The 25,905-nt window shown below is 70.8% G+C and carries 19 protein-coding genes and 2 pseudogenes; 13 read left to right on the forward strand and 8 right to left on the reverse strand.

What is annotated here, in order from left to right:
• Positions 1 to 177 precede the first annotated feature (177 nt).
• From ACP4IX_RS28060 to ACP4IX_RS28075, 4 genes and pseudogenes are all read left to right on the forward strand, one after another.
• The gene (locus tag ACP4IX_RS28060; protein ID WP_426557248.1) at positions 178 to 663 is read left to right on the forward strand and encodes a hypothetical protein; all 486 of its coding nucleotides are present in this window, start codon (positions 178 to 180) and stop codon (positions 661 to 663) included.
• 252 nt (positions 664 to 915) lie between these two features.
• Complete coding sequence (locus ACP4IX_RS28065) at positions 916 to 4,353, forward strand: ALF repeat-containing protein (protein WP_426557250.1); 3,438 nt, start codon at positions 916 to 918, stop codon at positions 4,351 to 4,353.
• An 83-nt stretch (positions 4,354 to 4,436) separates the two neighbouring features.
• The gene (locus ACP4IX_RS28070; protein ID WP_426557252.1) at positions 4,437 to 4,826 is read left to right on the forward strand and encodes a hypothetical protein; all 390 of its coding nucleotides are present in this window, start codon (positions 4,437 to 4,439) and stop codon (positions 4,824 to 4,826) included.
• 34 nt (positions 4,827 to 4,860) lie between these two features.
• Positions 4,861 to 6,428 (forward strand): annotated as a pseudogene (locus tag ACP4IX_RS28075) (trypsin-like serine protease).
• 8 nt (positions 6,429 to 6,436) lie between these two features.
• Here the strand turns inward: ACP4IX_RS28075 and ACP4IX_RS28080 are convergent.
• Positions 6,437 to 7,130 (reverse strand): annotated as a pseudogene (locus ACP4IX_RS28080) (hypothetical protein).
• Between the two features lie 154 nt (positions 7,131 to 7,284).
• Between ACP4IX_RS28080 and gcl the strand changes: the two are divergent.
• A complete protein-coding gene (gene gcl, locus ACP4IX_RS28085; RefSeq protein ID WP_272588324.1) occupies positions 7,285 to 9,069 on the forward strand; it encodes a glyoxylate carboligase in 1,785 nt (594 codons plus the stop codon).
• A gap of 75 nt (positions 9,070 to 9,144) precedes the next feature.
• Here gcl and ACP4IX_RS28090 read toward each other — a convergent pair whose 3' ends face one another.
• The 5 genes from ACP4IX_RS28090 to ACP4IX_RS28110 all read right to left on the reverse strand — a co-directional run bounded on the left by ACP4IX_RS28090 (position 9,145) and on the right by ACP4IX_RS28110 (position 13,923).
• The gene (locus tag ACP4IX_RS28090) at positions 9,145 to 9,762 is read right to left on the reverse strand and encodes a TIGR04222 domain-containing membrane protein (RefSeq protein WP_383145604.1); all 618 of its coding nucleotides are present in this window, start codon (positions 9,760 to 9,762) and stop codon (positions 9,145 to 9,147) included.
• Positions 9,763 to 9,818: 56 nt separating this feature from the next.
• Entirely contained in the window at positions 9,819 to 10,070 is a 252-nt protein-coding gene (locus ACP4IX_RS28095; protein ID WP_272588326.1) for a hypothetical protein, read from the reverse strand.
• A gap of 432 nt (positions 10,071 to 10,502) precedes the next feature.
• The gene (locus tag ACP4IX_RS28100) at positions 10,503 to 11,966 is read right to left on the reverse strand and encodes a catalase (protein ID WP_426557255.1); all 1,464 of its coding nucleotides are present in this window, start codon (positions 11,964 to 11,966) and stop codon (positions 10,503 to 10,505) included.
• A gap of 179 nt (positions 11,967 to 12,145) precedes the next feature.
• On the reverse strand, positions 12,146 to 13,036 hold the full coding sequence (locus ACP4IX_RS28105) for a 2-hydroxy-3-oxopropionate reductase (protein ID WP_426557256.1): 891 nt from the start codon (positions 13,034 to 13,036) through the stop codon (positions 12,146 to 12,148).
• A 47-nt stretch (positions 13,037 to 13,083) separates the two neighbouring features.
• Complete coding sequence (locus ACP4IX_RS28110; protein ID WP_426557258.1) at positions 13,084 to 13,923, reverse strand: TIM barrel protein; 840 nt, start codon at positions 13,921 to 13,923, stop codon at positions 13,084 to 13,086.
• A 141-nt stretch (positions 13,924 to 14,064) separates the two neighbouring features.
• Between ACP4IX_RS28110 and ACP4IX_RS28115 the strand changes: the two genes are divergently transcribed.
• The 8 genes from ACP4IX_RS28115 (at position 14,065) to ACP4IX_RS28150 (ending at position 21,387) form a co-directional block, all read left to right on the forward strand.
• Positions 14,065 to 14,331, forward strand: coding sequence for a hypothetical protein (locus ACP4IX_RS28115; RefSeq protein WP_426557260.1), 267 nt, complete (start codon positions 14,065 to 14,067; stop codon positions 14,329 to 14,331).
• A complete protein-coding gene (locus ACP4IX_RS28120; protein ID WP_426557262.1) occupies positions 14,328 to 14,696 on the forward strand; it encodes a helix-turn-helix domain-containing protein in 369 nt (122 codons plus the stop codon). The genes ACP4IX_RS28115 and ACP4IX_RS28120 overlap by 4 nt, the downstream gene beginning before the upstream one ends.
• Positions 14,697 to 14,845: 149 nt before the next feature.
• The gene (uraD, locus tag ACP4IX_RS28125) at positions 14,846 to 15,355 is read left to right on the forward strand and encodes a 2-oxo-4-hydroxy-4-carboxy-5-ureidoimidazoline decarboxylase (RefSeq protein ID WP_426557264.1); all 510 of its coding nucleotides are present in this window, start codon (positions 14,846 to 14,848) and stop codon (positions 15,353 to 15,355) included.
• A 2-nt stretch (positions 15,356 to 15,357) separates the two neighbouring features.
• The gene (gene uraH / locus ACP4IX_RS28130; RefSeq protein WP_426522821.1) at positions 15,358 to 15,777 is read left to right on the forward strand and encodes a hydroxyisourate hydrolase; all 420 of its coding nucleotides are present in this window, start codon (positions 15,358 to 15,360) and stop codon (positions 15,775 to 15,777) included.
• Between the two features lie 7 nt (positions 15,778 to 15,784).
• Positions 15,785 to 16,720, forward strand: coding sequence for a factor-independent urate hydroxylase (pucL, locus tag ACP4IX_RS28135; protein WP_426522822.1), 936 nt, complete (start codon positions 15,785 to 15,787; stop codon positions 16,718 to 16,720).
• A 65-nt stretch (positions 16,721 to 16,785) separates the two neighbouring features.
• Positions 16,786 to 18,201, forward strand: coding sequence for a nucleobase:cation symporter-2 family protein (locus ACP4IX_RS28140; RefSeq protein ID WP_426522823.1), 1,416 nt, complete (start codon positions 16,786 to 16,788; stop codon positions 18,199 to 18,201).
• A 71-nt stretch (positions 18,202 to 18,272) separates the two neighbouring features.
• Positions 18,273 to 19,685 (forward strand): 8-oxoguanine deaminase, encoded by a 1,413-nt coding sequence (locus ACP4IX_RS28145; protein WP_426522824.1) that lies wholly within the window; start codon positions 18,273 to 18,275, stop codon positions 19,683 to 19,685.
• A gap of 313 nt (positions 19,686 to 19,998) precedes the next feature.
• Positions 19,999 to 21,387 (forward strand): nucleobase:cation symporter-2 family protein, encoded by a 1,389-nt coding sequence (locus ACP4IX_RS28150; protein ID WP_426557266.1) that lies wholly within the window; start codon positions 19,999 to 20,001, stop codon positions 21,385 to 21,387.
• A gap of 189 nt (positions 21,388 to 21,576) precedes the next feature.
• On the opposite strand, the gene ACP4IX_RS28155 is transcribed toward ACP4IX_RS28150, so the two are convergent.
• On the reverse strand, positions 21,577 to 21,948 hold the full coding sequence (locus tag ACP4IX_RS28155; RefSeq protein ID WP_426557322.1) for a DUF6086 family protein: 372 nt from the start codon (positions 21,946 to 21,948) through the stop codon (positions 21,577 to 21,579).
• Positions 21,948 to 25,472, reverse strand: a complete 3,525-nt coding sequence (locus ACP4IX_RS28160) for an ALF repeat-containing protein (protein WP_426557268.1) — start codon at positions 25,470 to 25,472, stop codon at positions 21,948 to 21,950. Before ACP4IX_RS28160 ends, ACP4IX_RS28155 begins: the two co-directional genes overlap by 1 nt.
• Positions 25,473 to 25,905: the final 433 nt, after the last annotated feature.

Consider the following 25,905-nt stretch of genomic DNA (forward strand, 5'->3'; position numbering starts at 1 on the left):
ACCCAGTTTGATCAGGTGGACAGGTGCGCGAACTGTTGTTTGTATGAGGCGAGTTGACAAGCCCAAGGCGCCGTATGGGGGGTGCGTCCCGGGTTCGCCGTTCCAGCGGATTCAGTCATCCCTCCGGAGGTGTCTGTGTAGTTAGGACGTGTTGTGAGACCTATCGCTCGCACAGGTGTGGCTGTCTGCCTGGCGACCGCCGCCGCCGTCGCCTGGTCCGCCTCCGCCTCCTTATCGGCCGAGCCGTCGCCGGCCGCGGTCACGACCGTCGCGGACGAGGCCCCCGGTTACGCCGTCGAAGATTTCAACTACCCCGGAGCCGACAGGATCCAGCAGGAGCAGGGCATCGTCCTCAAGCGGGGCGACGGACACATCGTGCTCGCTGAGTGCGGCAGTGAAGACGGCCTGATGGAGCTGTGGGTGCGCTACCGCGCGGAGCACGTCTGCTTCCGTGTCACCGGGGACAGTGGCTACCTCAGCGTGGAGATCCCCGCCGTATACGGCATCAAGGGCGCCGCGAACCAGTCCGCCGACGTGAAGATGACCGTCGACGACGAAGAGTCGCACTACGACGTCCCCGCCGGCACGCTCACGAACGTGGGCGAGACCGCAGATCCCGAGGGCCGTGACCACATGCTTCTGGAGATCACCACCAGCAAGTAGGCCGCGCCGCACCGCAGTCGTCCTGCCGGGACGCCGTCGTCGGCCGGTGATCCGGTCACAGCGGGCCCGTGCCTGTCCGAACACCGTCCGGTCGAGACCGACCAGGGCCTCTGCGCGCCGTGCGCCGGGCCCGTCCTCCCTGGGCCCGGCGCGCGGTCGCGTCAGTCCCGTATTCCGTTTTCCCATTCACCGCCGGCGGCGTCCCTGCCGTGCCCGGATGCTGCCGGCTGCCGAACGATCGGGAGTCGATTCTTGAACACGACGTACTGGAGCAGACGCCGGGTCCTGAGCGTGGCCGCCGCCACGACGGCGGCCGCGGCTCTCCCCCTGACCGCCACCGCCCGCGCCTTCGCCGCGACGGTCGCCTCGGGTGACGCCCCCAACCTGCCGTCGCTTCCGGACACAGCCCGCGCGCGAGCCGTGACCGCGTGGCAGACCGGCGGCAAGGCGACCAGGGCAGCCGCGGCCGTCGCTCTCGTCGGCACCGACGCGGAGGTCGAGGAGTTCGTCGCCACGAAGCTGCCTGCCACGGTCGCCGAGGACAACCGCGTGGCCCTCTTCAGGTCGCTGGCCCTGGCCGGCAAGGGCACCACGGCCGCCGTCTCCGACGCGCTGACCGCCGGAGACGCGGCGATCGAGGCCTTCCTCGCCGGCGGGTACGAGGCGGCGCAGAAGGAGGACATGAGTGCCCTCACCTTCACGCTGAAGGGCATGGGCGGCAGGAGCGTCAAGGCCGCCGCCGACACCGCGCTGAACGACGGCTCCGGTGACGCCCTGCTGAAGTTCATCACCGAAACGCAGTTCACCGCGCGCCTCGAAGACGAAACCGCCGAGGTGTTCAAGCTCCTCGGCGGCGCCGGACCCGAGCTGACCACGTACGCGCAGCGCGCGCTGGAGGACGGCGGCGCCGAAGCCATCCGCTGGTTCCTGGAGATCGGCCAGAACATAGCCCGGGCGCGCGACGAGGAGGCCGCGTCCATCGAGCAGCTTGTCGCCGTGACCGCACGTCAGTCCTCGCGTGCCGAATTGTCGACGGCGAAGGCCGAGGAACAGTCGGACAAGGCGAAGAAGGCCGCCGCCGAGGCCAAGAAGGCCGCGCTGGAGGCCGCCGCCGAGGCTCAGGCCGCGAAGGAGGATGTCGCCAGGTCCGCGGCCGCGGCCCGCAAGGCGGCCAGTGCCGCCAAGGGTGCGGCCAACGCGGCGGCGACCGCCATCTCCGCTTCCTACGCCGCACAGACCGCGGCCCGCAAGGCCGCCTGGGCCGCCCATGCGGCGACGTCCGCCGCGGCCACGGCCGCACGTGCCGCCTCCACTGCCTACCAGGCCGCCATGGCCGCCTCCAAGGACGCTTCGAAGACGGCCGCCGCGAAGGACGCGGCCGTCGCCGCCCGCAACGCGGCCGCCAAGGCGCGGTCGGCCGCCGCGGCCGCCGACCAGGCGAGGATCGCCTCCGCCCAGTCCGTCGCGGCCGGCAACTCGGCGGCCGCCGCCGCGCGGGACGCCGCGGTCGCCGCCAACGCCTCGGCCACCGCGGCCGGCGCCGCCGGTGCCGCCCAGTCGGAGGCGGCCGCCGCACGTGCCGCCGCCCAGCAGGCGGACGCCCAGGCGGCCCGTGCCACCCGCGCCGCCTCCACGGCACAGTCCCTGGCCAACAAGGCGGCGGCCGCGGCCGGGGCGGCGCGCGACGCGGCCAACTCCGCGGCCGGTCACGCCGAGAAGGCCGCTGCCGCGGCCGAGGAGGCAGCGAAGGCCGCAGGGCAGGCCGTCGATTTCGCCAACAAGAGCACTGCCTGGGCTGCCGACGCCCAGGAGGCGGCCGACGCCGCGATCAAGGCGGTGCTGGACGCCCAGGCCGTGGAGCAGGAGGCGCGCGAGGCGGAGCTGGCCAAGCTCGAGGAGTATGCCGACCAGGGCAAGGCGGAGGCCCTCGAACTCGCCAGGATCGAGCAGCAGGACAACGAAGCGGCCCGCAACCAGCTGACCCGGCAGCAGGCCATGGACTCGGCCACGCGCGACCTGATCGCGGCGGCCGAGAAGGCACTCGCGGCCGGAGACCGCGCGACCGCCGTCGACCAGGGCCGCAAGGCCTGCTTCAACCTGTGCTCCTCGCACGGAACCTGGACCCGCGAGGCGGCGAGCTTCGCCCTGGCCGCGGGCGAGGACTCGGTCCTGAACTGGGTCGACACGGATCGGTCCATCGCACAGAAGCAGGACGACCGCGAGACCGTCCTGTTCATCGCCCAGGTCTCCTCCGTCGACGTGGCGAGCGCGGCGCAGACGGCGCTGGAGTCCCCGGACGAGGCCGCGCCCACGAAGTTCCTCAACACCGGCGCCATCGACGCCGCCCGGGAGGACCAGACCGCGGCGATCTTCCGGATCCTCGGTCAGAACCCCGGCAAGGCGGTCACTCAGGCGGCAACCGAGGCTCTCAACGACGGTTCCGCCAAGGCGGTGCACGAGTTCTTCACGGTCAAGTACGCGCCGGCTCTGGCGGAGGACGACAACGTAGCCGTCTTCTCGAAGCTCGACTCCGCGGGTCCGTACACCAGGACGGCGGCGACCGTGGCGCTCGAGGGACCGAGCTGGATGCGCCGCAACTTCGTCAACACCGTGTACCAGCGGATGCTGCAGATCGACGCGGACGCCGCCGCTCACATCGCGGCGATGCAGGCCCTGCTCGCCCAGGCCGCCAAGCACGCCCAGGACGCGGTGACGAACGCGGCCTACGCGCAGAAGGTGGCCGCGGAGGCGCGCGACGCGGCGGAGGACGCGCAGCGGTGGGCCACGGCCGCCTCGAACTCCGCCGAGCAGGCCGAGGTGTACAAGAAGCAGGCGGACGCCCACGCGGACGAGGCCGAGAAGTCGGCTCAGGATGCCCAGGCCTCCGCCGACAAGGCGAAGAACGCGGCCCTGACCGCCCGAACCGCCGCCCGGCGCGCCAACTACTCCGCCAACCGGGCGACCGCGGCCGCCGCCTCGGCGGTGGTGTCGGCCAACAACGCCCAGGCCTCGGCCAACGCCGCCCGTGCCTCGGCGACGCAGGCGGGCAAGGACGCGAAGGAGGCGGCGGCGGCCGCGTCCGAGGCGAAGCAGATCTATCACCAGAAGCGCAGGCAGGAGCAGATCGAGGCGGCGAGGAAGGCCAAGGAGGAGGCGAACAAGGCCAAACAGAACGCTATCGACCAGGCCGACACCGCAGAGAACGACGGGGTGGAGGAGCCGGGGACCTTCCTCGGCGCCGACAAGGACGAGTGGCGGAGCGCCGCTGCCACGCTCGGCACCATCTCCACCTACTCGGCCTACGTGGCGGCGTTCGGCCTCCTGGTCCCCCCGCCGGCGGGCGAGGCCATCTACGCCATCGCCGGTGGTGTCTCCCTGATCACGGGCGTCGCCAGCACCGTCATCTACGGATTCACCGACGGAATCACGTCCGAGGAATTCCTCACGTCGGCATTCGGCGTCGCCGTCGGTATTTACACCACCGGCCTTCCCTGGGGCAAGTTCGGGGGCACCGTCGGCGCCATTGACGATGCCTTCCGCGGACTCGGGGCCGGTGCGATGTCGGTGGGTGTCCAAGCCCGGCGTGTGGGAGCGGCAGTTCTCTCCCCGGCCACCAGTACGGTCATCAGCGCGGGGAAGGCTGTGGGTGACGCCGTCAGCGATACCTGGCACGATCTGACGCCCTGGTAAATCGGGAATGATAACCTCCGGGGCGGGATTTCAACGTCTTGAGAGCACCGACAACGTGTTCCGCCCCAGGAGGTTCCACGACCGTGTCTGCAGACCTGACCACATCTCAGTGGATCCTTGTCTCTGTGAGTGTCACCGCCGTGTACATCGCTGCCATGGCGTGGATCATGCCGACGCCGAAAGCACGGCTGCGCATGTTTCTCATTCCGCTCACGGGTTGGGCTTTCCTGCTGCCAAATGCCCTGATGGAAGGGTATTCCATCGCTCTCACTTCGTATGTCTACAGCAGTGTCCTGCTCGTGCTTGTGATTATGCTTGGGCCGGTGGCGAAAAAAGTTGGAGCTGATATTGCGGAGCAGGAAGAAAAGCCTTGGGACAAGGTTCCGCTCAATACTTTTTCGCTGTACTGGATTATGGGTTCCTGTACAGTTTGCATCGGGGTGGGGGCTTATCTCTGGCGATTCATTGACTGAATATTGAGGAGTCATCCGTCACCGCGCGAGACCAGTGGGCCACACCGCATCCATACGCTCTGCCGCACTTGCCCTTGCCGCAGGCTCCGCGCTCATCACGGCGTCACCGGCCGTCGCCGTCGCCGGCCCCGCCGCCGACTCCGACACCACTCACGCCTACACCGCGCAGCTGTTGATCGGCGACCGCGGCTGCTCCGGCGTCCTGGTCGACACCGAGTGGCTGCTGACCGCCGCCAGTTGTTCCGCCGACAACCCCGCCGAGAGCCTCGCCGTGCCCCCGGGCAAGCCCGCCCTGGCCACCACCGCGACCATCGGCCGGGCCGACCTACCGGCACGGGGGGCGCCGTCCGCATGGTCGTGGAGCTGGTGCCGCGCACCGACCGTGACGTGGTCCTGGCCCGGCTGAACCGCCCGGTCACCCATGTCACCCCGTCCCCCCTGGCCACCACCGCCCCCACCGCCGGCGAGGAGCTGACGCTCGCCGGATACGGCCGTAGCGCGTCCGAGTGGGCGGCGCTGAACCTGCACACCGGCGTCTTCTCGGTGGACGCGCCGGACGCCACCACCGCGGCGGTGACCGGCAAGGACGCCGCGGCCGCGTGCATGGGCGACACCGGCGCCGCCGAGACGCGCACCGGCGGCATCGTCGCCCGCGTCGACGACCTCGGCTCCTGGGTGGCGCCCAAGACCGGCGCCGGAGCACCGACTTCAACTGCGACGGCGTCGAGGACGTCGCCGTCGCCGACCCGACGGCCGACGTCGACACACGCCCAGGCGGGCCTGGTCAGGGTCGTCTACGGCGGGGGCAAGGGCGCCGCCGAGATCACCCAGGGCCTCGACTGGGTCCCGGGCGGCTCCGAGGGCAACGATCAGTTCGGCACGACGCCGGCCGTCGTCGACTACGGCGAGGACGGGTGCAGCGACCTCGCGGTCGGCACCCCGCGTGAGAACCTCGGCGAGGCCGTCGACGCGGGCATGATCGACGTCCTGCACGGCGGCCGGGGCGGTCTCGGCACCTCGGCGACCAAGGCCACCCACTTCGAGCAGGGGGCCGGGAACGGGACCATTGGCGCCTCCGCGTCGGAGACCGGCGACCTGATGGGGCAGGCCCTCGCGGCCGGTACCACCGCCGCCGGTGGGCCGAGCCGTTCCTCGCCATCGGTGTGCCGGGCGAGAGTCTCGGTTCGGGTCCACCCTCACCGCTGTCAACACCGCGCCGCGCGCGGTGAGCACCACGGCGACGATGAAGCTGGCCGTCGGCATCCCGGACGAGGCCTCGGCTCGATGGCCAGTGCCGGGGCGGTGCACGTCTTCTCGCTGCTCGGTTCGCCCGGCGCCAACGACAAGTGGATCGAGTCCGGCGACGGTGACGGCATCGCCGGGACCCCGGGCGCGAACCAGCGCCTCGGCTCGAGCGTCCACTTCACCGGCACCCACCTGTACGTGGGCATGCCCTACGGTCCGACCAGCACCGGCGCGCTGTACGCCCTGCCGATGTCCAACGTGACCCTCGGCGAGACCAACACCGCGGTCACCGCCTACCAGCCGGGACAGGGCGGTCTCCCCGTCTCCGGCACCACCTTCGGGTTCGCGGCACGGTAGTCGCCGCGTCAGTCCCAGCCGGCCGTGGTGTCCAGCGCCACGGCCGGCGCGTTCGCCGGGCGCGGCACGCCCGACGGGTCGAGCACGAACAGCGCGACGTCCAGCAGGTCGCCGCGGACCCGGGCGTCCTCGGCGTAACCGGCGAGCGAGAAGTAGACCCCCCCGCGCCGACTCCGCCATGGCCGTCAGCCACAGGCACTCCACGTCCCGCGCCGAGGTCGGGCCCGCCGTCGGGTCCACCTGGACCACGAGGCCGGGCGCGGCCAGCCCGATGCCGGCCACGGGCCGCTGGTCGGCGCGCCGGACGTCCCGGTGTCCCAGGCCGCGCAGATAGAGCACCGCGGCGGTGACCGCGTCGCGGGCGGTGCGGATCGGTGCGGACCGGTGGGCCGGCACCCGGGAACCCGGCGTACGCCCGGACCGGCCGGCGGCCGCCGGGTCCACCGGCACGCGCAGCACGGTCCCGCACGGACAGCCCAGCTCCGGGCGCGGCCACCGGCTCCGCGCCCCGCAGGCCGCGCAGCGCAGCCCGATCCACTCCTCTTCCCAGCTCCGGTGGGTGACCGGAGTGGCGGCCCGGCGCGGATCGAGCTCCGGGGCGACGGGCTCCCCGCACGCGCAGGGGTACGACGGTGCCGTGTAGCGGTGCCGGCGGCCGCAGGCGGTGCAGCGCACCGAGACGGTCTCGGGCATGACGCCCATCGTCCTCCCTTGACGGCCTCCGGCTACCCACTTACATTACTTCCAGATCGTAGAAACAAGTTTCCACTATACGGAAAACGTAAAGTCGCTACGGAAGAGCTCACCGCGGGGCGCGACGGGAGTGCGAATCCGACAGCCGAAGCAGGAGTACTCGATGGCTCGTATGACCGCTGCCCGAGCGGCAGTTGAGATTCTCAAGCGCGAGGGCGTCACCGACGCGTTCGGTGTGCCGGGCGCGGCGATCAACCCCTTCTACGCGGCGCTCAAGGCCTCCGGCGGCGTCAACCACACCCTCGCCCGGCACGTCGAGGGCGCCTCGCACATGGCCGAGGGCTACACCCGCACCCACCCGGGCAACATCGGCGTCTGCATCGGCACCTCCGGGCCGGCCGGCACCGACATGATCACCGGTCTCTACTCGGCGATCGGCGACTCGATCCCGATCCTGTGCATCACCGGCCAGGCGCCGACCGCGGTGATCCACAAGGAGGACTTCCAGGCCGTCGACATCGCCTCCATCGCCAAGCCGGTCACCAAGATGGCGGTGACCGTCCTGGAGGCCGCGCAGGTCCCCGGCGTCTTCCAGCAGGCCTTCCACCTGATGCGTTCCGGCCGCCCCGGCCCGGTCCTGATCGACCTGCCGATCGACGTCCAGATGACGGAGATCGAGTTCGACCCGGAGACCTACGAGCCGCTGCCGGTCTACCGCCCCGCCGCCACCCGCGCCCAGATCGAGAAGGCCATCGGTCTGCTCAACGCCTCCGAGCGCCCGCTGATCGTGGCCGGCGGCGGTGTCATCAACGCCGACGCCGCCGACCTCCTCGTCGAGTTCGCAGAGCTGACCGGCACCCCGGTCGTGCCCACCCTGATGGGCTGGGGCCTGCTGCCGGACGACCACGAGCTGAACGCCGGCATGGTCGGCCTGCAGACCTCGCACCGCTACGGCAACGCGACCTTCCTGGAGTCGGACTTCGTCCTCGGCATCGGCAACCGCTGGGCCAACCGCCACACCGGCAAGCTGGACGTCTACACCGCCGGCCGCAAGTTCGTCCACGTCGACGTCGAGCCGACCCAGATCGGCAAGATCTTCGCCCCGGACTACGGCATCGCCTCCGACGCGAAGGCGGCCCTGGAGCTGTTCGTCGAGGTGGCGAAGGAGCTGAAGGCGGCCGGCAAGCTGCCCGACCGCACCGCGTGGGCCGCCTCCGCCCAGGAGCGCAAGGCCACCCTTCAGCGCCGTACGCACTTCGACGACATCCCGATCAAGCCGCAGCGCGTCTACGAGGAGATGAACAAGGCCTTCGGCCCGGAGACCCGGTACGTCTCCACCATCGGCCTCTCGCAGATCGCCGGCGCCCAGATGCTGCACGTGTACCGTCCGCGGCACTGGATCAACTGCGGCCAGGCCGGCCCCCTCGGCTGGACCGTCCCGGCCGCGCTCGGCGTCGCCAAGGCCGACCCCGAGGCCCAGGTCGTGGCGCTCTCCGGCGACTACGACTTCCAGTTCATGATCGAGGAACTGGCCGTCGGCGCGCAGCACAAGATCCCCTACGTGCACGTCCTGGTCAACAACTCCTACCTGGGCCTGATCCGCCAGGCGCAGCGGGCGTTCGAGATCGACTTCCAGGTCAACCTGGAGTTCGAGAACATCAACTCGCCCGAGCTGGGCGTCTACGGCGTCGACCACGTCAAGGTCGCCGAGGGCCTGGGCTGCAAGGCGATCCGCGTCACCGACCCGAACGAGCTGGGCGCGGCCCTGGAGCAGGCCAAGAAGCTGGCCGCCGAGCACCAGGTGCCGGTCGTCGTCGAGGCGATCCTGGAGCGCGTCACCAACATCTCCATGTCGGGCACCAACGACATCGGCAACGTCGTGGAGTTCGAGGAGCTGGCGACCGAGCCGGGGCACGCCCCGACGGCCGTCAAGACGCTGAAGGTCTGACCCGAGCTCTGACCCGCGAAACACCCGAGAGCGGCCCGTCCCCTGGTGGACGGGCCGCTCTTCACGTGCCCGCTCTCAGTCGGAGCCGCCGCCCCCGCCCCCGCCGCCGCAGTAGTACGCCATGCCGCCCGTCGATCCGCTCCCCGTACCCCGCGGGGAGTGCTTGAGGAGGCCCCTGCCGCCCACCTCCACCCGCTCCACGAGCCCGGCCCGCAGGGCGAAGCGGGGGAAGAGGACGCGCAGGGCGGCCACGTCGTGCAGGGCCACGGCGAGCAGCCTGTCGTCGGCCGTCATGCCGCGCCGGCCCGCGGGCGGCGGGTGCCGTTCCCGGAGGGCGCGCACCCGGCGACGGGCGGCCCGGGTCGGGCCGAGCAGCGGAGGGCGGAGCATGCCGGCCTCGGCCAGCGGTATCCGCATCAGCGCCACGGCCAGGCGGACGTCCGGCCGCCGGGTCAGCCTCCGTATGCTCAGCGGCTCGTCGAGGCACCACCGCACCGTCTCGGCGAGCGGCGGCAGCGGCCTCGCGGCGATCCCCGGCTCGGCGTCCAGCGCGCGTACGGTGCCCGGTGGGCCGGCTTCGACGGCGCCGCGCATGTACAGGTCGACCACGGCGACCGTCACGGCGGCGCGGGGGCCGCCGCGCAGCAGCGCGACCTCGTGCGGTTCGAGCCGGACCGTCCCGTCGTCGTCCATGGCGACCACCCCCGTGTGCCGGGGTTGTGCCCGCTGCCGAGGGCCGCTACGCGTGCTCAGCCCCGATGGTGCTCGTGGTGTTCGTGCAGCCCGGGCCAGTCGTCCGGGCCGCCGCCCTGCCACTCGACCAGGTCGCTCTCCTCGACGTCGGTCACGTACAGGTCGGCCAGCCGCAGCAGCTCGGCGACGTCGTCGGCGTGCGAGGCGACACCGAGGGTCTCGTCGCCGTTGGTGACCCGGCGCGATCCGTCCAGCGCGGGGGCGTGGACCACGATGTGCGGGTGCTCGGGTGGGTGTGCCGTTGCCATGCCTCCAGGCTGCTGCGCGGGCGGCGGATCCGCACCCGGTGCGGGCCGGGAAACGCCGAGAAGCGCCGGATGCGGGACCGTCCGCATCCGGCGCTTCTCGGCCGGTGAAGGTTCTTCACGTGGTGTCCGTCCGACAGCGCGAGGCTGGGCGCGACAGGTCGTTCGCGCCGCCGGACGGAGTCGTCGGGCCCCTTCTCGAAGGGGCGGGTGGCTGGGACCGCGGCGGTGCGACGGGCCCGGGACACCGCTCCCCTCAGGTCGTAGGAGAAGCGTCCGGGCCGTTCACCACCGCACTGGCTCGCAGGCCGCCGCGGTCCTCGCCCTGCCCGTGCCGGCCCCGGGCGGCCACCCCTCATCCGGGCCGCTCCGGTGCCTTCACGGGCCGCGCACGGTCCCGGCCTCCCCGCCGGGTTCCGTACGCGAGCTGGTGGATCAGTCCTCGCGCAGGGCGCGGACCGCCTCCTCCACGCGCTTGCCGTACTCCGTGTCGGCGGCGTGGAAGTGCGCGAGGTTCTTCTCGATCACGTCGTTGCGGGAGACCTGGGACAGGCCGCCGGCGATGTTCGCGATCAGGCGCTTCTTCTCGTCCTCGGACATCAGGCGGAACAGCTCGCCGGCCTGGAAGAAGTCGTCGTCCTTGGTGTGCTGCGGGGCCTCGTGGGTGCCGGTGTGGCCGGACACCGCCAGCGGGGCGGCCAGCGGGCGGCCGGTCTCGACCGGGCCCTCGTACGAGTTCGGCTCGTAGTTCTTGGCGTCCCGGCCCTGGCCGTTGGAGGCCATGAAGCCGTCGCGGCCGTAGTTGGCGGCACCGCCGGGCACGGCCTTCGGCGCGTTGACCGCGAGCTGGGTGTGGTTGACGCCCAGCCGGTAGCGGTGCGCGTCCGCGTAGGCGAACAGACGGCCCTGGAGCATCTTGTCGGGGGAGGGGCCGATGCCCGGAACGAAGTTGTTCGGGGAGAAGGCGGCCTGCTCGACCTCGGCGAAGACGTTGTCCGGGTTGCGGTCCAGCACCAGCCGGCCCACCCGCTTGAGCGGGTAGTCGGAGTGCGGCCACACCTTGGTCACGTCGAACGGGTTGAAGCGGTAGTTCGCCGCCTCGGCCACCGGCATCAGCTGCACGTGCAGCGTCCACGACGGGTACACGCCCCGCTCGATGGCCTGCACCAGGTCCGTCTGGTGCGAGGTCGGGTCCTGGCCCGCCAGCTCGGCGGCCTCGTCGGCGGTCAGGGTGCGGATGCCCTGGTCCGTCTTGAAGTGGTACTTGACGAAGTACGACTCGCCCTTGGCGTTGGTCCACTGGTAGGTGTGCGACCCGTAACCGTTCATGTGGCGGTACGACGCCGGGATGCCGCGGTCGCCCATCAGCCAGGTCACCTGGTGCGTGGCCTCGGGGGCGTGCGCCCAGAAGTCCCAGACGTTGTCCGGCTCCTGGCGGCCCGAGAACGGGTCGCGCTTCTGCGAGTGGATGAAGTCGGGGAACTTGATCGGGTCCTTGATGAAGAACACCGGGGTGTTGTTGCCGACGAGGTCGTAGTTGCCCTCCTCGGTGTAGAACTTCACCGCGAAGCCGCGCGGGTCGCGGACCGCGTCCGCGCCGCCGAGGGAGTCGGCCACGGTGGAGAAGCGCAGGAAGACCTCGGTGCGCTTGCCGACGGTGCTCAGGAAGTCGGCGTGCGTGTAGCCGGTGACGTCGTCGGTCACCTCGAAGTGGCCGTAGGCGCCGGAGCCGCGGGCGTGCACCACGCGCTCCGGGATGCGCTCGCGGTTGAAGCGGGCGAGCTTCTCCAGCAGGTGCTGGTCCTGGATGAGGAGGGGACCGCCGATGCCGGCGGAGGCGGAGTTCTGGTTGTCGGCGACCGGGGCGCCGGACTCTGTCGTGAGCACGCGCTGCGACATCGGGGACCTTCCGTGCGAGGGGTCAGCGGAAACTTGTTTCCGCTTCGTGGAGCCTAAGTTCGGGTGTCAGGCACGTCAACAGTTTGTTGAAGCGGGTTCCGGGCGCCGCCGCCGCTCGGGCGCGACAGGACAGGTGTCAGCGGCGGCGCCGCCCGGAAGTCTCGTTGGGGTGCGTACGGTCAGACCTGGGCGCCGGAGAGGCGCTCCACGGCCCGCAGCAGGGCCGAGTGGTCCAGGCCGCCGTCGCCCTGGGCGCGCAGCGAGGCGACCAGCTGGGCCACCACGGCGCCGACCGGCAGCGCGGCGCCGACGTTGCGGGCGGCGTCGGTGACGATGCCCATGTCCTTGTGGTGCAGGTCGATGCGGAAGCCCGGCTTGAAGTCGCGGGCCAGGAAGTTGTCCTTCTTCCGCGTCAGCACGGTCGAGCCGGCCAGTCCGCCGTTCAGCACGTCGAGGGCGGCCTTCAGGTCCACGCCCGACTTCTCCAGGAAGACCACGGCCTCGGCGCACGCCTGGATGTTCACGGCGACGATCAGCTGGTTGGCGGCCTTCACGGTCTGGCCCGAGCCGTGCGGGCCGCACAGCACGATGGTCTTGCCCAGCGCCTCGAGGAGCGGCTTGGCCTCGTCGAAGTCGGCCTGCTCACCGCCGACCATGATGGACAGCACGGCCTCGATGGCGCCGGCCTCGCCGCCGGACACCGGGGCGTCCAGGACGCGGATGCCCTTGTCCTTGGCGGCCTTCGCGAGGTCGACCGAGGTCTGCGGGGTGATCGAGGACATGTCGACCAGCAGGGCGCCGGACCTCGCGTTCTCCAGGATGCCCTCGGGACCGTAGGCGATGGCCTCGACCTGCGGCGACGCGGGCACCATGGTCACGATGACGTCGGCGTCGCGCACGGCCTCGGCGATCGAGCCGGCCGCGGTGCCGCCGGCGGCGGACAGGCGGTCCAGCTTCTCCTGCTCCAGGGTGAAGCCGGTGACCTGGTAACCCGCCTTGATCAGGTTCTCCGACATGGGGGATCCCATGATGCCGAGACCGATCCAGGCGACCTTGGGGAGCGTGCTCATGATGGGTGCCTCTCTGAAAATCTGTGAAGAGTTCCTGCGGGTGGCGCTCAGCGGGCCGCGCGGGTCTCGGCCGGCAGCCACGAGAAGGCCTCGGCGCTGGGGTTGTCGCCCGGCTTGTACTCCAGGCCGACCCAGCCGTCGTAACCGGCCTTCCTCAGCTGGTCGAGCAGCTCCTGGAGCGGGAGGGAGCCCGTGCCGGGGGCGCCGCGGCCCGGGTTGTCGGCGATCTGCACGTGGCCGGTCTTCGCGGCGTACGCGTCGATCACCTGCGGCAGGTCCTCGCCGTTCATGGACAGGTGGTAGAGGTCCATGAGGAACTTCGCGTTGCCGAGTCCGGTGGCCTCGTTGACCTTGTCGACGACCTCGACCGCGGCCGGCGCCGACACCAGCGGGTACAGCGGCGACTCGGGCTTGTTGAGCGCCTCGATCAGCAGGATCGCGCCGATCCGGTCGGCCGCGCGGGCGGCGAGGACCAGGTTCTCCAGCGCCAGCTTGTCCTGCTCGGCCGGGTCGACGCCCTCGACGCGGTTGCCGTACAGGGCGTTCAGCGCCGTGCAGCCGAGCGACTTCGCGAAGTCGGCGGCCACGTCGATGTTGGCGCGGAAGCGGTCCGACTCCTCGCCGGGCACGGACAGGGCGCCGCGGTCGGGGCCGGGCAGCTGTCCCGCGTAGAAGTTCAGCCCGGTGAGCTGGACGCCCGCGTCCTCGATCGCCTTCTTCAGGGCGTCGAGCTCGGACTGCTCGGGGGTGGGCGAGTCGATCCAGGGCCACCACAGCTCGACCGCGGTGAAGCCGGCCGCGGCGGCGGCCGCGGGACGCTCCAGGAGCGGGAGTTCCGTGAAGAGGATCGACAGGTTGACGTTGAAGCGCTGATCTGCGAAGCCCATCGGGTGCCGCGCTCCCTTCCGTTTCGTTCGTTGTTCCGCATTACGGAAGTTCGTTTCTGCGTAATGGAAGATTGCCGGTGGAGCTCCGCACTTGTCAAGAGGGGGCGGCGTAAAACGGTCACCGCGCGTTAGGTTGACCGGGTGCGATTGAGAGTGGAGTTCACGACCGAGCCCTTCGACCTGGACGAGGCGCCCGCGCACGCGGTGGTCGCCCGTGAGGTCGTCGAGGCCGCGGAGCTGGACGAGGTGGACGTCGGCCCGTTCGGCAACACCGCCGAGGGCGGCGCCGACGCGGTGCTCACCGCGGTGGACGCGCTGCTGCGCCGGTCCCTGGAGGCCGGGGCCACCCGGATCTCCCTCCAGGTCAACGTGGTCGGGCAGGGCGCCGAAGGGGGGGGCGAGCGGTGACCGGCCCGGGTCAGGAGCCCTTCATCGCGGCCGTCAAGCCCCTGGTCGACGCCATCGGCGGCGAGATGCTGCCGCCCGACGAGGCCGGTCAGGACGATGTCGTCCTCGCCTGGGAGGGCGCCGACGTCGTCGCGGTGCGCCTGCCCCAGCTCGCCGACTCCCTCGACCACATCCTCGCGGCCATGGAGCGCCGGCAGGGCAGGCCGCTGGCGGACCTGGACCGGCGCGCCAAGCAGGAGGTCGTACGCACCCTGGAGGCGCGCGGCGCCTTCTCCGTGCGGCACGGCGTGGAGACCGTCGCGAGCGCCCTCGGCGTCAGCCGTTTCACCGTCTACAACTACCTCAACCGCGAGAAGGACTCCTGACCTGCACAGGAGCCCCACATCACGAGCCGCCGTCCGGAATCCGGGCGGCGGCTTTCGCAACACCGAATTTTCAACAAAGTGTTGACGCGTTGTTTCCGAGGGCGTTAGCTATCGGCACGCCCGTTCAGCACAAGGCCACGGAGGCTCCCGTGACGTCCACTTCCGCGTCGGGCCTGGCCCGTTTCAACGCATCCGAGGAGTCCGCGGCGCTCGCGGAACTCCACGAGGCGTGTGCCTCGACGGCGTGGGCCCGGCACCTGCTCGCCGCCCGCCCCTACGCCACCACCGAGGACCTGTACGCCGCGAGTGACGCCGCCATGGCCGAGCTGACGGCGGACGACCTCGCCGAGGCGATGGCCGGGCACCCGCCCATCGGCCGCCCGAAGCCGGGCGACCCGACCTCCTCCCGGGAGCAGGCCGGCATGGCCGGCGCCTCGGAGGAACTCAAGGCGGAGATGCTCGACCTCAACCTGGCCTACCAGGACACGTTCGGCCACGTCTTCCTCATCTGCGCCACCGGCCGGACCGGCGAGCAGATGCGGGACGCGCTCAAGGAGCGGATCGGCAACTCGCCCGAGCAGGAGCGGGAGATCGTCCGCACCGAACTGGGGAAGATCAACCGCATCCGCCTTTCCCGACTCGTCGAACAGGACGCCTGACCATGAGCACCAGCACCACCGCCTCCGTGTCCACGCACATCCTGGACACCAGCGTCGGCCGCCCCGCCGAGGCAGTCGCCGTCCGGCTCGCCGCCCGCTCGGGCAGCTCCGCCCATCACGGGCAAAGAGAGGACTGGCAGACGCTCGGCGGCTCCGCGACCGACGCGGACGGCCGGTGCAAGGACCTCCCGGCCCTGCCGGAGGGCACCACACACGTACGCCTCGACTTCGACACCGAGACGTACTTCGCCAAGAAACAAGCCGCGGCCCAGCAGGACGCCCCCGCGCTCCGGGACAGCGAGAACGGCCGGCCGGTGTTCTTCCCCGAGGTCACCATCACCTTCGCGGTGGTGCCCGGGGAGCACTACCACGTTCCGCTGCTGCTCAACCCGTTCGGCTACTCCGTTTACCGAGGGAGCTGACCGACACATGACCCGTTTCGTCCTGGGACAGAACCAGTACGGCAAGGCAGAGAACCGCGTCGTCAAGATCACGCGGGACGGCGACACGCACCACATCAAGGACCTCAACGTCTCCGTCGCCCTCTCCGGCGACATGGAGGAGGTCCACCGCAGCGGGTCCAACGCAAACGTCCTGCCGACCGACACCACCAAGAACACGGTGTTCGCCTTCGCCAAGGAGCACGGGATCGAGAGCGCCGAGGACCTCGGCGTCAAGCTCGCCCGCCACTTCGTCGACAACAACGAGCCCATCAAGCGGGCCCGCATCCGCATCGAGGAGTACGGCTGGGAGCGGATCGAGACCTCGAAGGGCGGCTCCCGTTTCGTCGGCTCCGACGAGATCGCGCACTCCTTCGTCCGCACGGGCCAGGAGACCCGCGTCGCGGAGATCACCTACGACGGCCACGGCATCCAGGTGCTCTCCGGCTTCAAGGACCTCACCGTCCTGAACTCGACCAACTCCGAGTTCTTCGGCTACCTGAAGGACAAGTACACCACCCTCAAGGAGGACTACGACCGCATCCTCGCCACCACCGTCTCCACCTGGTGGCGGCACAACTGGGACGGCATCGACTCGCACGCCCCGGACTGGGACCGCTCGTACAACGGGGTGCGCAAGCACGCGCTCCAGGCGTTCGCCGAGACCTACTCGTACTCGCTCCAGCAGACCCTCTTCGAGATGGGTGTGCGGGTGCTGAACTCCCGCGACGAGGTCGACGAGATCCGCTTCTCGATGCCCAACAAGCACCACTTCCGCTCGGACCTGTCGCCCTTCGGGATCGACAACGAGGCCAAGGACGGCGCCGTCTACTACGCCGCCGACCGGCCCTACGGCCTGATCGAGGCCACCATCTTGCGCGACGGCGCCGAGCAACTCATCCCGGTCGACATGACCAACCTCTGACGCGGGACGCGCGCCACCGGCCCGGCCCCCCGGGGCCGGTGGCGCGCCACACCGGAGGGAACACCATGGCACAGCCTGCAACGGAGCCGGCGAAAGGCTCACGTTCCACCCCGTCACCGGAGCACACGGAGGACGCCGTCACGTCCGTGCACCCGGTCGACGAGAAGCTCCACCCCTCGCGGCTCGTCCCCGCCGCGCTCCAGCACATCGCCGCCATGTACGCGGGCGTTGTCACTCCTCCGCTCATCATCGGCCAGGCCGTCGGCCTCGACATCGAAGGCCGCACCCGGCTGATCGCCGCGAGCCTGCTCATCGCGGGCATCGCCACCCTGATCCAGACCATGGGCGTCAAGGGCTTCGTCGGCAACCGCCTGCCGTTCGTCAACGCCGCCTCCTCGGCCGGCATCGCGCCCATCCTCGCCATCGCCGAGACCAACAGCGAGGGCGGTCAACTCCCCGCCATCTACGGCGCGGTGATGGTCGCCGGCGTCTTCTGCCTCGCCGTCGGCCCGTTCTTCGGCCGACTGCTCCGCTTCTTCCCGCCCCTGGTCACCGGCGTGGTCATCACCCTCATCGGCGTCACGCTCATGCCGGTCCCGGTGGGCTGGGCGCAGGGCGGCGACGAGACGGCCGCCGACTTCGGCGCGATGCGCAACCTCGCGCTCGCCGCCTTCACCCTCGCCGTCATCCTCGTCATGCAGCGCTTCGGCAAGGGCTTCCTCAAGCAGGTCGCCCTGCTGTTCGGCCTGCTCATCGGCACCCTGGCCGCCATCCCCTTCGGCATGGCCGACTTCAGCGGCCTGAAGTCCGCCCCGGTCGCCGCGCTGCCCACGCCCTTCGCCTTCGGCGCCCCCGAGTTCCAGCCCGCCGCGATCCTGTCGCTGTGCATCGTGATGCTGGTCCTGATGACCGAGTCGTCCGCCGGCATGCTCGCCCTCGGCGAGATCTGCGACCGCCCCGCCGACGCCAAGGTCATCACCCGCGGCCTGCGCACCGACGGCCTCGCCACCCTGGTCGGCCCCGTCTTCGGCGGCTTCCCCACCTCCGCCTTCGCCCAGAACGTCGGCGTCGTCACCCTCACCCGGGTACGCAGCCGCTACGTCGTCGCCGTCGCCGGCGCCACCCTGCTCGTCCTCGGTGCCTTCCCGGTCCTCGGCGCGGTCGTCTCCCTGGTCCCCATGCCGGTACTCGGTGGCGCGGGCATCGTGCTCTTCGGCTCGATCGCCGTCAGCGGCATCCGTACCCTGGCCGAGGCGGGCCTCGACGACAGCTCCAACATCATCCTGGTGGCCGTGGCGCTCGGCGCCGGCATCATCCCGCTGGCCGCGCCGACCTTCTACGCCGAGTTCCCGGCGTGGGCGCAGACCGTCCTCGGCTCCGGCATCAGCGCCGGCGCGCTCGTCGCGGTCTGTCTCAACCTGTTCTTCCACCATCTCGGCACCCGGAGCCGCACCACCGTTCCGGCACTCAAATCCTCCTAGGGTCCTGCCGTGCCCTCCCCGTGGGTACTCAACTCCCGCCCACGGGCCGCACTGAAAGAGAAGGAAGCAGCATGGCAGCATCATCGGCAGCAGAGCGCGCGGCCGGGCACGCGGCCGAGCGTGTGGTCATCGAGAACTGCGCGATAGCCACGGTGGACGCGGGTGACACCGAGATCGCCTCGGGGCACCTCGTCCTCGCCGGCAACAGGATCGAGTCGCTCGGCGCGGGACAGGCACCCGAGGGCCTGGAGAACGTGGTGCGCCGGATCGACGCGACCGGCCACCTGGTCACGCCCGGCCTGGTCAACACCCACCACCACTTCTACCAGTGGATCACCCGGGGCCTGGCCACCGACCACAACCTGTTCGACTGGCTGGTCGCGCTGTACCCGACCTGGGCGCGCATCGACGAGCCGATGGCGTACGCGGCGGCCCAGGGCTCCCTCGCCATGATGGCCCGCGGCGGCGTCACCACCGCCATGGACCACCACTACGTCTTCCCGCGGGGCTCCGGCGACCTGTCCGGCGCGATCATCCGCGCCGCCCGCGAGACGGGCGTCCGCTTCACCCTCGCCCGCGGCTCCATGGACCGCGGCGAGTCCGACGGCGGGCTGCCGCCGGACTTCGCGGTGGAGAGCCTGGACGGCGCGCTCGCCGCCACCGAGGCCACCGTCCGGGAACACCACGACGCCTCCTTCGACGCGATGACCCAGGTCGCCGTCGCCCCCTGCTCCCCCTTCTCCGTCTCCACCGAACTGATGCGCCAGGGCGCCGAGCTGGCCCGCCGCCTCGGTGTGCGGCTGCACACCCACGGCTCGGAGACCGTGGAGGAGGAGAAGTTCTGCCACGAGCTGTTCGGCATGGGCCCGACCGACTACTTCGAGTCCACCGGCTGGCTCGGTGAGGACGTGTGGATGGCGCACTGCGTCCACATGAACGACGCCGACATCGCCGCCTTCGCCCGCACGGGGACCGGCGTCGCGCACTGCCCGTCCTCCAACGCGCGACTGGCCGCCGGCATCGCCCGCGTCCCCGACATGCTCGACGCCGGCGTCCCGGTCGGCCTCGGCGTCGACGGCACCGCCTCCAACGAGTCCGGCGAACTCCACACCGAACTGCGGGGCGCCCTCCTCATCAACCGCCTCGGCGCCCACCGCGAGGCCGCGCTCAACGCCCGCAAGGCGCTGCGCCTGGGCACCTACGGCGGCGCCCAGGTCCTCGGCCGGGCCGCCGAGACCGGCTCGCTGGAGCCGGGCAAGCTGGCCGACCTGGTGCTGTGGCGGATGGACACCCTCGCCCACTCCTCGATCGCCGATCCGGTGACCGCCCTGGTCCTCGGTGCCGCGGCCCCGGTCACGGCGTCGTTCGTCAACGGCCGCCAGATCGTCGAGAACGGCCGGCTGCTCACGGTCGACGAGGACGCCATCGCCCGCTCCACCCGGGACGAGGCACGGCGGCTGGCACGCATCGCGGCGCAGGGCTGAGGCCGCGACCCGCGCGGGGCCGGACATCGCCCCGCCGACCGAACACCGATAGGCCGCGAGGCACTTGAGCTCCGGCCGGGAGGGACGGCTCCCGGCCGGTAGCCGTGGACCCGAGCGGGGTCCACGGCGGCCGTCTCCGGGGCGTGCGCCCACGCGTACGCCCCCGGAGCGGTCACCGTTTCCCCGAACGGTCCGTCCCGGTCCCTCCCCCACTCTCGACTCCGCTCGAGCGGGAGGTACCCCATGCCCATCCGCACCACCTCCCTGACACCCGCGTCAATGCCGACGTGTACCCGACCGGAGGGACGCCGCCGTGGCCGACCACCCTGTTGACGAGAAACTCCCGCCACTGAAAATGGCGACGACCGGCCTGCAGCACGTGGCCGCCATGTACGCCGGAGTCGTCGCCCCGCCCCTGATCGTCGGCGCGGCCATCGGCCTGACCGCCACCGAACTGACCTTCCTCACCGGCGCCTGCCTGTTCACCGCGGGCCTCGCCACCTTCCTGCAGACCCTGGGCATCTGGAAGATCGGTGCCCGGCTGCCCTTCGTCAACGGCGTCACCTTCGCCGGTGTCGCCCCCATGACCGCGATCGTCGCGTCCACCGAGGACAAGTCCGACGCGTTGCCGATCATCTTCGGCGCCGTCATCATCGCCGGACTCATCGGCTTCTTCGCGGCCCCCTTCTTCAGCAAGGCGATCCGGTTCTTCCCACCGGTCGTCACCGGTACGGTCATCACCCTGATCGGTATATCCCTGCTGCCCGTGGCCTTCGGCTGGGCGCAGGGCTCCAGTCCCGAGGCCGACGACTTCGGGTCGTCGACCAACCTGGCCCTGGCCGGGATCACCCTCGTCGTCGTCCTCCTCCTGCGCCGCTTCACCCGGGGCTTCGTCAAGCAGATCGCCGTGCTGCTCGGCCTGGTCGCGGGCACGCTCATCGCGATCCCGTTCGGCGTCACGGACTTCGGGCCGGTCGCGGACGCGAGCGTCGTCGGCTTCCCGACGCCGTTCCACTTCGGCGCGCCGCAGTTCCAGCTCGCCGCGATCCTCTCCATGTGCGTGGTGATGGTGGTCTCGATGACCGAGTCCACCGCCGACATGCTCGCCCTGGGCGAGATCGTGGACCGCCCGGCCGACGAGAAGACCATCGCGGCCGGCCTGCGCGCCGACACCCTCGGGTCCGCGCTCAGCCCGGTCTTCAACGGCTTCATGTGCAGCGCCTTCGCCCAGAACATCGGCCTCGTGGCGATGACGAAGATCCGCAGCCGCTTCGTCGTGGCCGCGGGCGGCGGCTTCCTGGTCCTGATGGGCCTGTGCCCGATGGCCGCCTCGCTCATCGCCGTCGTGCCCCGGCCGGTGCTCGGCGGTGCCGGAGTGGTGCTGTTCGGCTCGGTCGCGGCCAGCGGCATCCAGACCCTGGTCCGGGCGAGCCTGGACAAGGACAACAACGTCCTGATCGTGGCGGTCTCCCTGGCCGTCGGCATCATCCCGATCGCGGCGCCGGAGTTCTACCACTCGTTCCCGGAGAACGCGAAGATCATCCTCGACTCGGGCATCTCGACCGGCTGTCTGGCAGCCGTCCTGCTCAACCTGGTCTTCAACCACATCGGCGGCCGGGGGCGGGACGCGGAGGACGTGACCCACCCGATGGAGGCGGGGACGGAGATCACCGAGGCCACCCGGGCCCCGGCCGCGCCTTGAGGCCGACACCGGGTGAACCCCGCGCGTTAGGAGGGCCGGCGCCTCGGCCAGAGGCGTCGGCCCACCCATGTCCCGGGACCGGCTTCGTGCCCGGTCGAGGTGTGCGGCGGACGGAGGCGGGGCCGCCGCCACCGACGGGACCGGGGCGACCGGCTGGCCGGCCGCCCCGGAGCCCGCACGAAGGCCGGCTCAGCCCTCCCACATGGCGCGCACGTAGGAGTCCAGGTCTTCCAGCAGACCGTCCTCCTCTTCGGGAGCCCGGGTGATCGAGCCGCCGCCCTTTTCGAGCATCACGATCGAGGGCAGCAAGAGCCCACGCAGGAGACCGTGCAGGACGACGTTGTTGGTGGAGCAGTATCTGTCGTAGAGCCCCTGGGTGAACTGCTGGAACACCGCCAGGTCCACATCACTTCCACCGAGTCGCTCGTTTTCGGTCAAGCCCGTCGGCATACCGTGCAGTTCACCGGCTTCCCGAGCGAGCGCCACGTAGGCCTGTCCCACCCTGAGTGCCGGATCCCACAAAGTGCCTGACCTGTCGGCGGCTTGGAACGGGTAACCCATCAGAACCACTTCGTCATGATGTGCACGTCCGGGTACTTCTCCCTCAACTTCTGGAACCGGGCCTCGACCGCTTCCATGAACCGCGGGTCCTGGTTCGGCCGGGTGAACCGGAAGCCGATCGAGGCGTCCCGATAGTGCTCGGGAAGCTGCTTACGGGCCCTCAGGTACCGCTCGAACTTCTCTTCGATGTGTTCGTTGAGCCAGTCCTCGTCGGCCCAGTAGCCGAGAACGCTCTTGTCCTCCCACAGAATGTCATCCTCGAAGAGGTCGATGTCGGTGATCTTGTTCCCCGTGTCGGGGTCGAAGACATCGTAGTCCTTCTTGCCCTCGAGGCAGCCCTTGCCGACACCCGCCGCCTGCGCGGTCATCATGGTCGTCACACCAGAGACGATCTTGCAGCCGCGACTGGCCCATGTAAGACCCTCGTAGGCCTTGTTCAGCGCCTTGAGTTTGCTGGAAATGAGGACATCCACCGCGAGGGATCCGCAGTTGGAGAGGTCCTTCTTGTCGAGGCAGGCTTCGAGTGCTGTGAGGCCGGTGAGTTCTGCGGTGACGCCCCACAGCTCTTCCATGGCGTCGCCGAACTCGTCCCCATAGGCGATGATGTCGCAGTAGACCTCGTTGTGCTGACACCAGCGGGCGAACTCCTGGGGGTCGCAGGGGACGACTGCCTGTCCGCAGCGGTATTGCTTGCGGGCACGGGCACCAGGCTCGTTCATCGCCTTCTGTTTGGCGGCGATGGCGGCCTTGCGGCGGGCTTCCTCCTCTTCCCGGTACTTCTTGACCGCGATGGTGAAGGCCTCGCTGGCGGCTGCGAGTGCGGCATCGGCGTCCTTGCCGGCGGCGATCGCCGACGCGCGTGCCTGGTCGGCGGCGACCCATGCGCGGGACGCCGACGCCTGAGCCATCTCCGAGGAGAGGGTGGCGTCCGTGGCGGACAGGGCGGCGTCCTCGGCTGCGAGGTTGGCGTCCTGGGCTGCGGAGCGTGCGGTCGCGGCGGACGCGGCAGCGCTGGCCGCCGAGGCTTCGGCGTCCTTGGCGTGCTGGGCCGCCTCGTCGGCGTATCCCTGGGCCTGCTCGGCGTATTCGTCCGCCTTCACCGCCCAGCCGTTGGCCTCGTCGGCGGCCTTGCGGGCCTTGGCGGCCACCTTCTGCGCGAGCGCGGCATCCTTCTGGGCGTTCGCCGCGACCTTCGACGCATCGGCGATCAGCTTCTGGACCTGGGCCACGTGAGTGGCCGTGAGGTGGTCCTTGCGTGCAGCTGTGTACTGGCCGGAGGCGATGAAGGCGTGCAGCGTCGCAGGCGAGCCCTCCAGCGCGATCCGGGCCGCGGACTTGACCTCGGGACTGCCAACGGAGACCAGTTGTGCGGCTCTGACCCGCTCGTCCTGGTTCCGCGCGGTGTACTGCGTCTCGACCAGGAACTCACTGTATTTCTTCGGGTCGCCGCTATTGAGCGCCGCCCTGCCCGTCTCGGTGACGACCGGGCCCGCCTCGGAGACGATCTGTGCGATGGCCACGCGCATGCCCTGGGAGGCCGCCTGGTACTGGCCGCCGTTGACGAAGGCGGTAACGGTCGCGGCGTCACCGTCGAGTGCGGCCTCGGCCGCTGCCCGGATCTCCGGGGTTGCGCTCTCTTCGGCGAGGCGCGCGACGTAGGAACGTTCGTCCTGCTGCCCGGCGGTTTCCCAGCCGTTCTCCAGATAGTCGAGGACGACGTCGTCCGGACCGGCCAGTGCGGCTTCGGCTGCCGCTCGTCCCCAGGCCGTTCCGTTCTTCATCACCAGCACGGCCAGCTTCCGGCCCTGAGTCGCTGTTGCGGCCCGGTCGGCACCCGGTTCGGCGGCCTGTGCCACCAGCCGGTCGCGTTCGGCGTCCCGGTCCAGGACTGCCTGCTCCAGCTCCGCCCGGCCCTCGGTGTGGGCGGTGTACGCGGCCTTCTGGTCCCTGGCACGTTCGATGCCGGCGTTGGTGCGGCCCAGCAGCTCCTCGGCCTCCACCTCACGGGCGAGCGTGTAGATCTCCTGGGCTTTGGCCACGGTGTCCGAAGCCGTGTTCGCTGCCGTGGTGGCGGCGTTGGCGTGCGCGGTGGCCTTGGTGGCCGCCGTAGCGGCGTCTCCCGCGTGTTCGGCGGCATCGTCCGCCGCGGTTGCGGCGTTCCTCGCGTGAGTCGCCGCCGATCGAGCGGCGTCCCGGGCGTCCCCCGCGGCCGTGGCGGCCTTGCGGGCCAGCCTCTCGGCTTCGGCGGCGGCGCGGTTGGCCTCCTGCGCGTGGCGCCTGGTGGCTGCCGCGGCGGCACGCGCCTCGGCGGCGGCGGCGCTGGAGTCCCCCGCGTAGCCACTCGCCGCCGTCGCGGCGTCAGCCGCGAGATTGGCATTGCTGCCCGCGCTCCTGGCCGAGGCGGCGGCGTCACCGGCCGCGGTGGCTGCCTTGGACGCCTCGTCGGCGGCGTCAGCGGCCAGGTCGGCGCCCTTGGCGATGTTGCGCGCGTTCTCCGCGGCGGTACGCGCGGCCTCCGCGTTGTCCGCGTCCACGGCGGCGTCGGCTGCCGCGGCCTGGGCGCGTGCGGCGGCCTGCGACGCGGCAGCCGCGGCGGCCGCCGCCTGAGATGCGGCGTTCGCGGCTATGCGCGCGGAATTGTTTGCGGCGCGAGCTGCGTTGATCGCCTTCTGGGCCGAGGCGGCGGCCTGGGTGGCTGCCTTGGCGGCACGGCCCGCGGCACGGGCGGCCTTGTCGGTGTCGTCCTTGGCGGCCTCGGCCTCGGCCGCGGCCTTCAGGGCCGCTTCCTTGGCCAGTTTGGACGCTTCGATCGCTTCTGCCGACGCCTTCTTGGCCGCCTTGGTCTCTTTGGCCGCCTGCCGGCCCGCCTCCTGCGTCTGCCTGGCCAGCTGGGCAACCGTGGCGTGCTCCACGTCCTTGTTGCGCGCGACGAACTGGCCGACCTCCAGGAACTCCCGGCGGTCCTCCGGTGTGCCGTAGAGTGCCAGACGCCCTGCGGCCTGCACGTTGGCGCCGCCCACGCTGATGATCTGGACGACCTGCACGCGCTCGTCCTGCTCACGGGCGGTGTACTGACCCTCGCTGAGGAACGCGCTGACGTCCTCTGGCGTACCGTTCAGCGCGGCCCGCCCGGCGTCCTGCACGTTCGACCCCGCGGTGCTGATGATCTGCGCGACCTGGACGCGCTGATCCTGCTCCAGCGGGTCCTGCCAGCCGTCGTCAAGGAAGTCTTCCAGCGCGGCGGGCGTGTCGGCCAGTGCGGCTCGGGCGGCGGTCAGGAGCTCCGTGCCGCCGACACTGGCCATCTGGGCGGTGGTCACGCGATTGTCCTGGTGCGCGATGCCGTCCACAGCTGCGAGGAACGCCTGGAGGTCGGCATCGGTCCCGGTCAGGGCGGCCTCGGCCGCTGCCTTGACCCCGGGGCCACCCTCCTTCCAGTAGTCCACGACCCGGCCGCGGTCCGTGGGAGTCACCTCAGCCAGGGCGGCGAGCTGCACCGCCGACGCCGGAGCGTCCTCAGCCACGGCGGGTGTGGACCCCAGCAGGCTCACGGTCAGAGCGAAGGGCAACAGGCCCAGCGCCGAGGCGCGTATCACACGCCAGGTTCCGCGCGGGCCTCTCGTCCCTTGGGTTCTTCGATTCACCAAAGACTCGTCTCGTCCGAGGCAGCTCTCACCGGCTGCCGATCATCGGTGCTGCGTGATCTTAGGCATTGGCTGATGGCGCGTGAGAAGAGCCAGTACCACGAACAGTTGGGTCGACGCGGTGCGTTTGGGCCTCCGCTGCCGGGCACTGCAGGGGAGGCGATCGACGGCGGACGGCGAGCGGCCTACCATGTGACGGATCACACACGCGCTGCCACCTGACGGTGCGTTAATCTTCAGCGGCATTCTGATCGTCAGCCGGTACAGCGTGACGGGGGGCAAGGGTCTGGGGGCACCGTTTCGGACTTGGTGT

The sequence above is a fragment of the Streptomyces sp. WG5 genome, from assembly GCF_049974565.1.
In the GTDB taxonomy this organism is placed as follows: Bacteria; Actinomycetota; Actinomycetes; order Streptomycetales; family Streptomycetaceae; genus Streptomyces.

Bases quoted from the DNA above. Each gene is read 5' to 3' on its own strand.
- gcl (WP_272588324.1), top strand. From the start codon at position 7,285: ATGGCTCGTATGACCGCTGCCCGAGCGGCAGTTGAGATTCTCAAGCGC.
- ACP4IX_RS28090 (WP_383145604.1), bottom strand. From the start codon at position 9,762: ATGGACGACGACGGGACGGTCCGGCTCGAACCGCACGAGGTCGCGCTG.
- ACP4IX_RS28095 (WP_272588326.1), bottom strand. From the start codon at position 10,070: ATGGCAACGGCACACCCACCCGAGCACCCGCACATCGTGGTCCACGCC.
- ACP4IX_RS28100 (WP_426557255.1), bottom strand. From the start codon at position 11,966: ATGTCGCAGCGCGTGCTCACGACAGAGTCCGGCGCCCCGGTCGCCGAC.
- ACP4IX_RS28105 (WP_426557256.1), bottom strand. From the start codon at position 13,036: ATGAGCACGCTCCCCAAGGTCGCCTGGATCGGTCTCGGCATCATGGGA.
- ACP4IX_RS28110 (WP_426557258.1), bottom strand. From the start codon at position 13,923: ATGGGCTTCGCAGATCAGCGCTTCAACGTCAACCTGTCGATCCTCTTC.
- uraH (WP_426522821.1), top strand. From the start codon at position 15,358: ATGAGCACCAGCACCACCGCCTCCGTGTCCACGCACATCCTGGACACC.
- pucL (WP_426522822.1), top strand. From the start codon at position 15,785: ATGACCCGTTTCGTCCTGGGACAGAACCAGTACGGCAAGGCAGAGAAC.
- ACP4IX_RS28140 (WP_426522823.1), top strand. From the start codon at position 16,786: ATGGCACAGCCTGCAACGGAGCCGGCGAAAGGCTCACGTTCCACCCCG.
- ACP4IX_RS28145 (WP_426522824.1), top strand. From the start codon at position 18,273: ATGGCAGCATCATCGGCAGCAGAGCGCGCGGCCGGGCACGCGGCCGAG.
- ACP4IX_RS28155 (WP_426557322.1), bottom strand. From the start codon at position 21,948: ATGGGTTACCCGTTCCAAGCCGCCGACAGGTCAGGCACTTTGTGGGAT.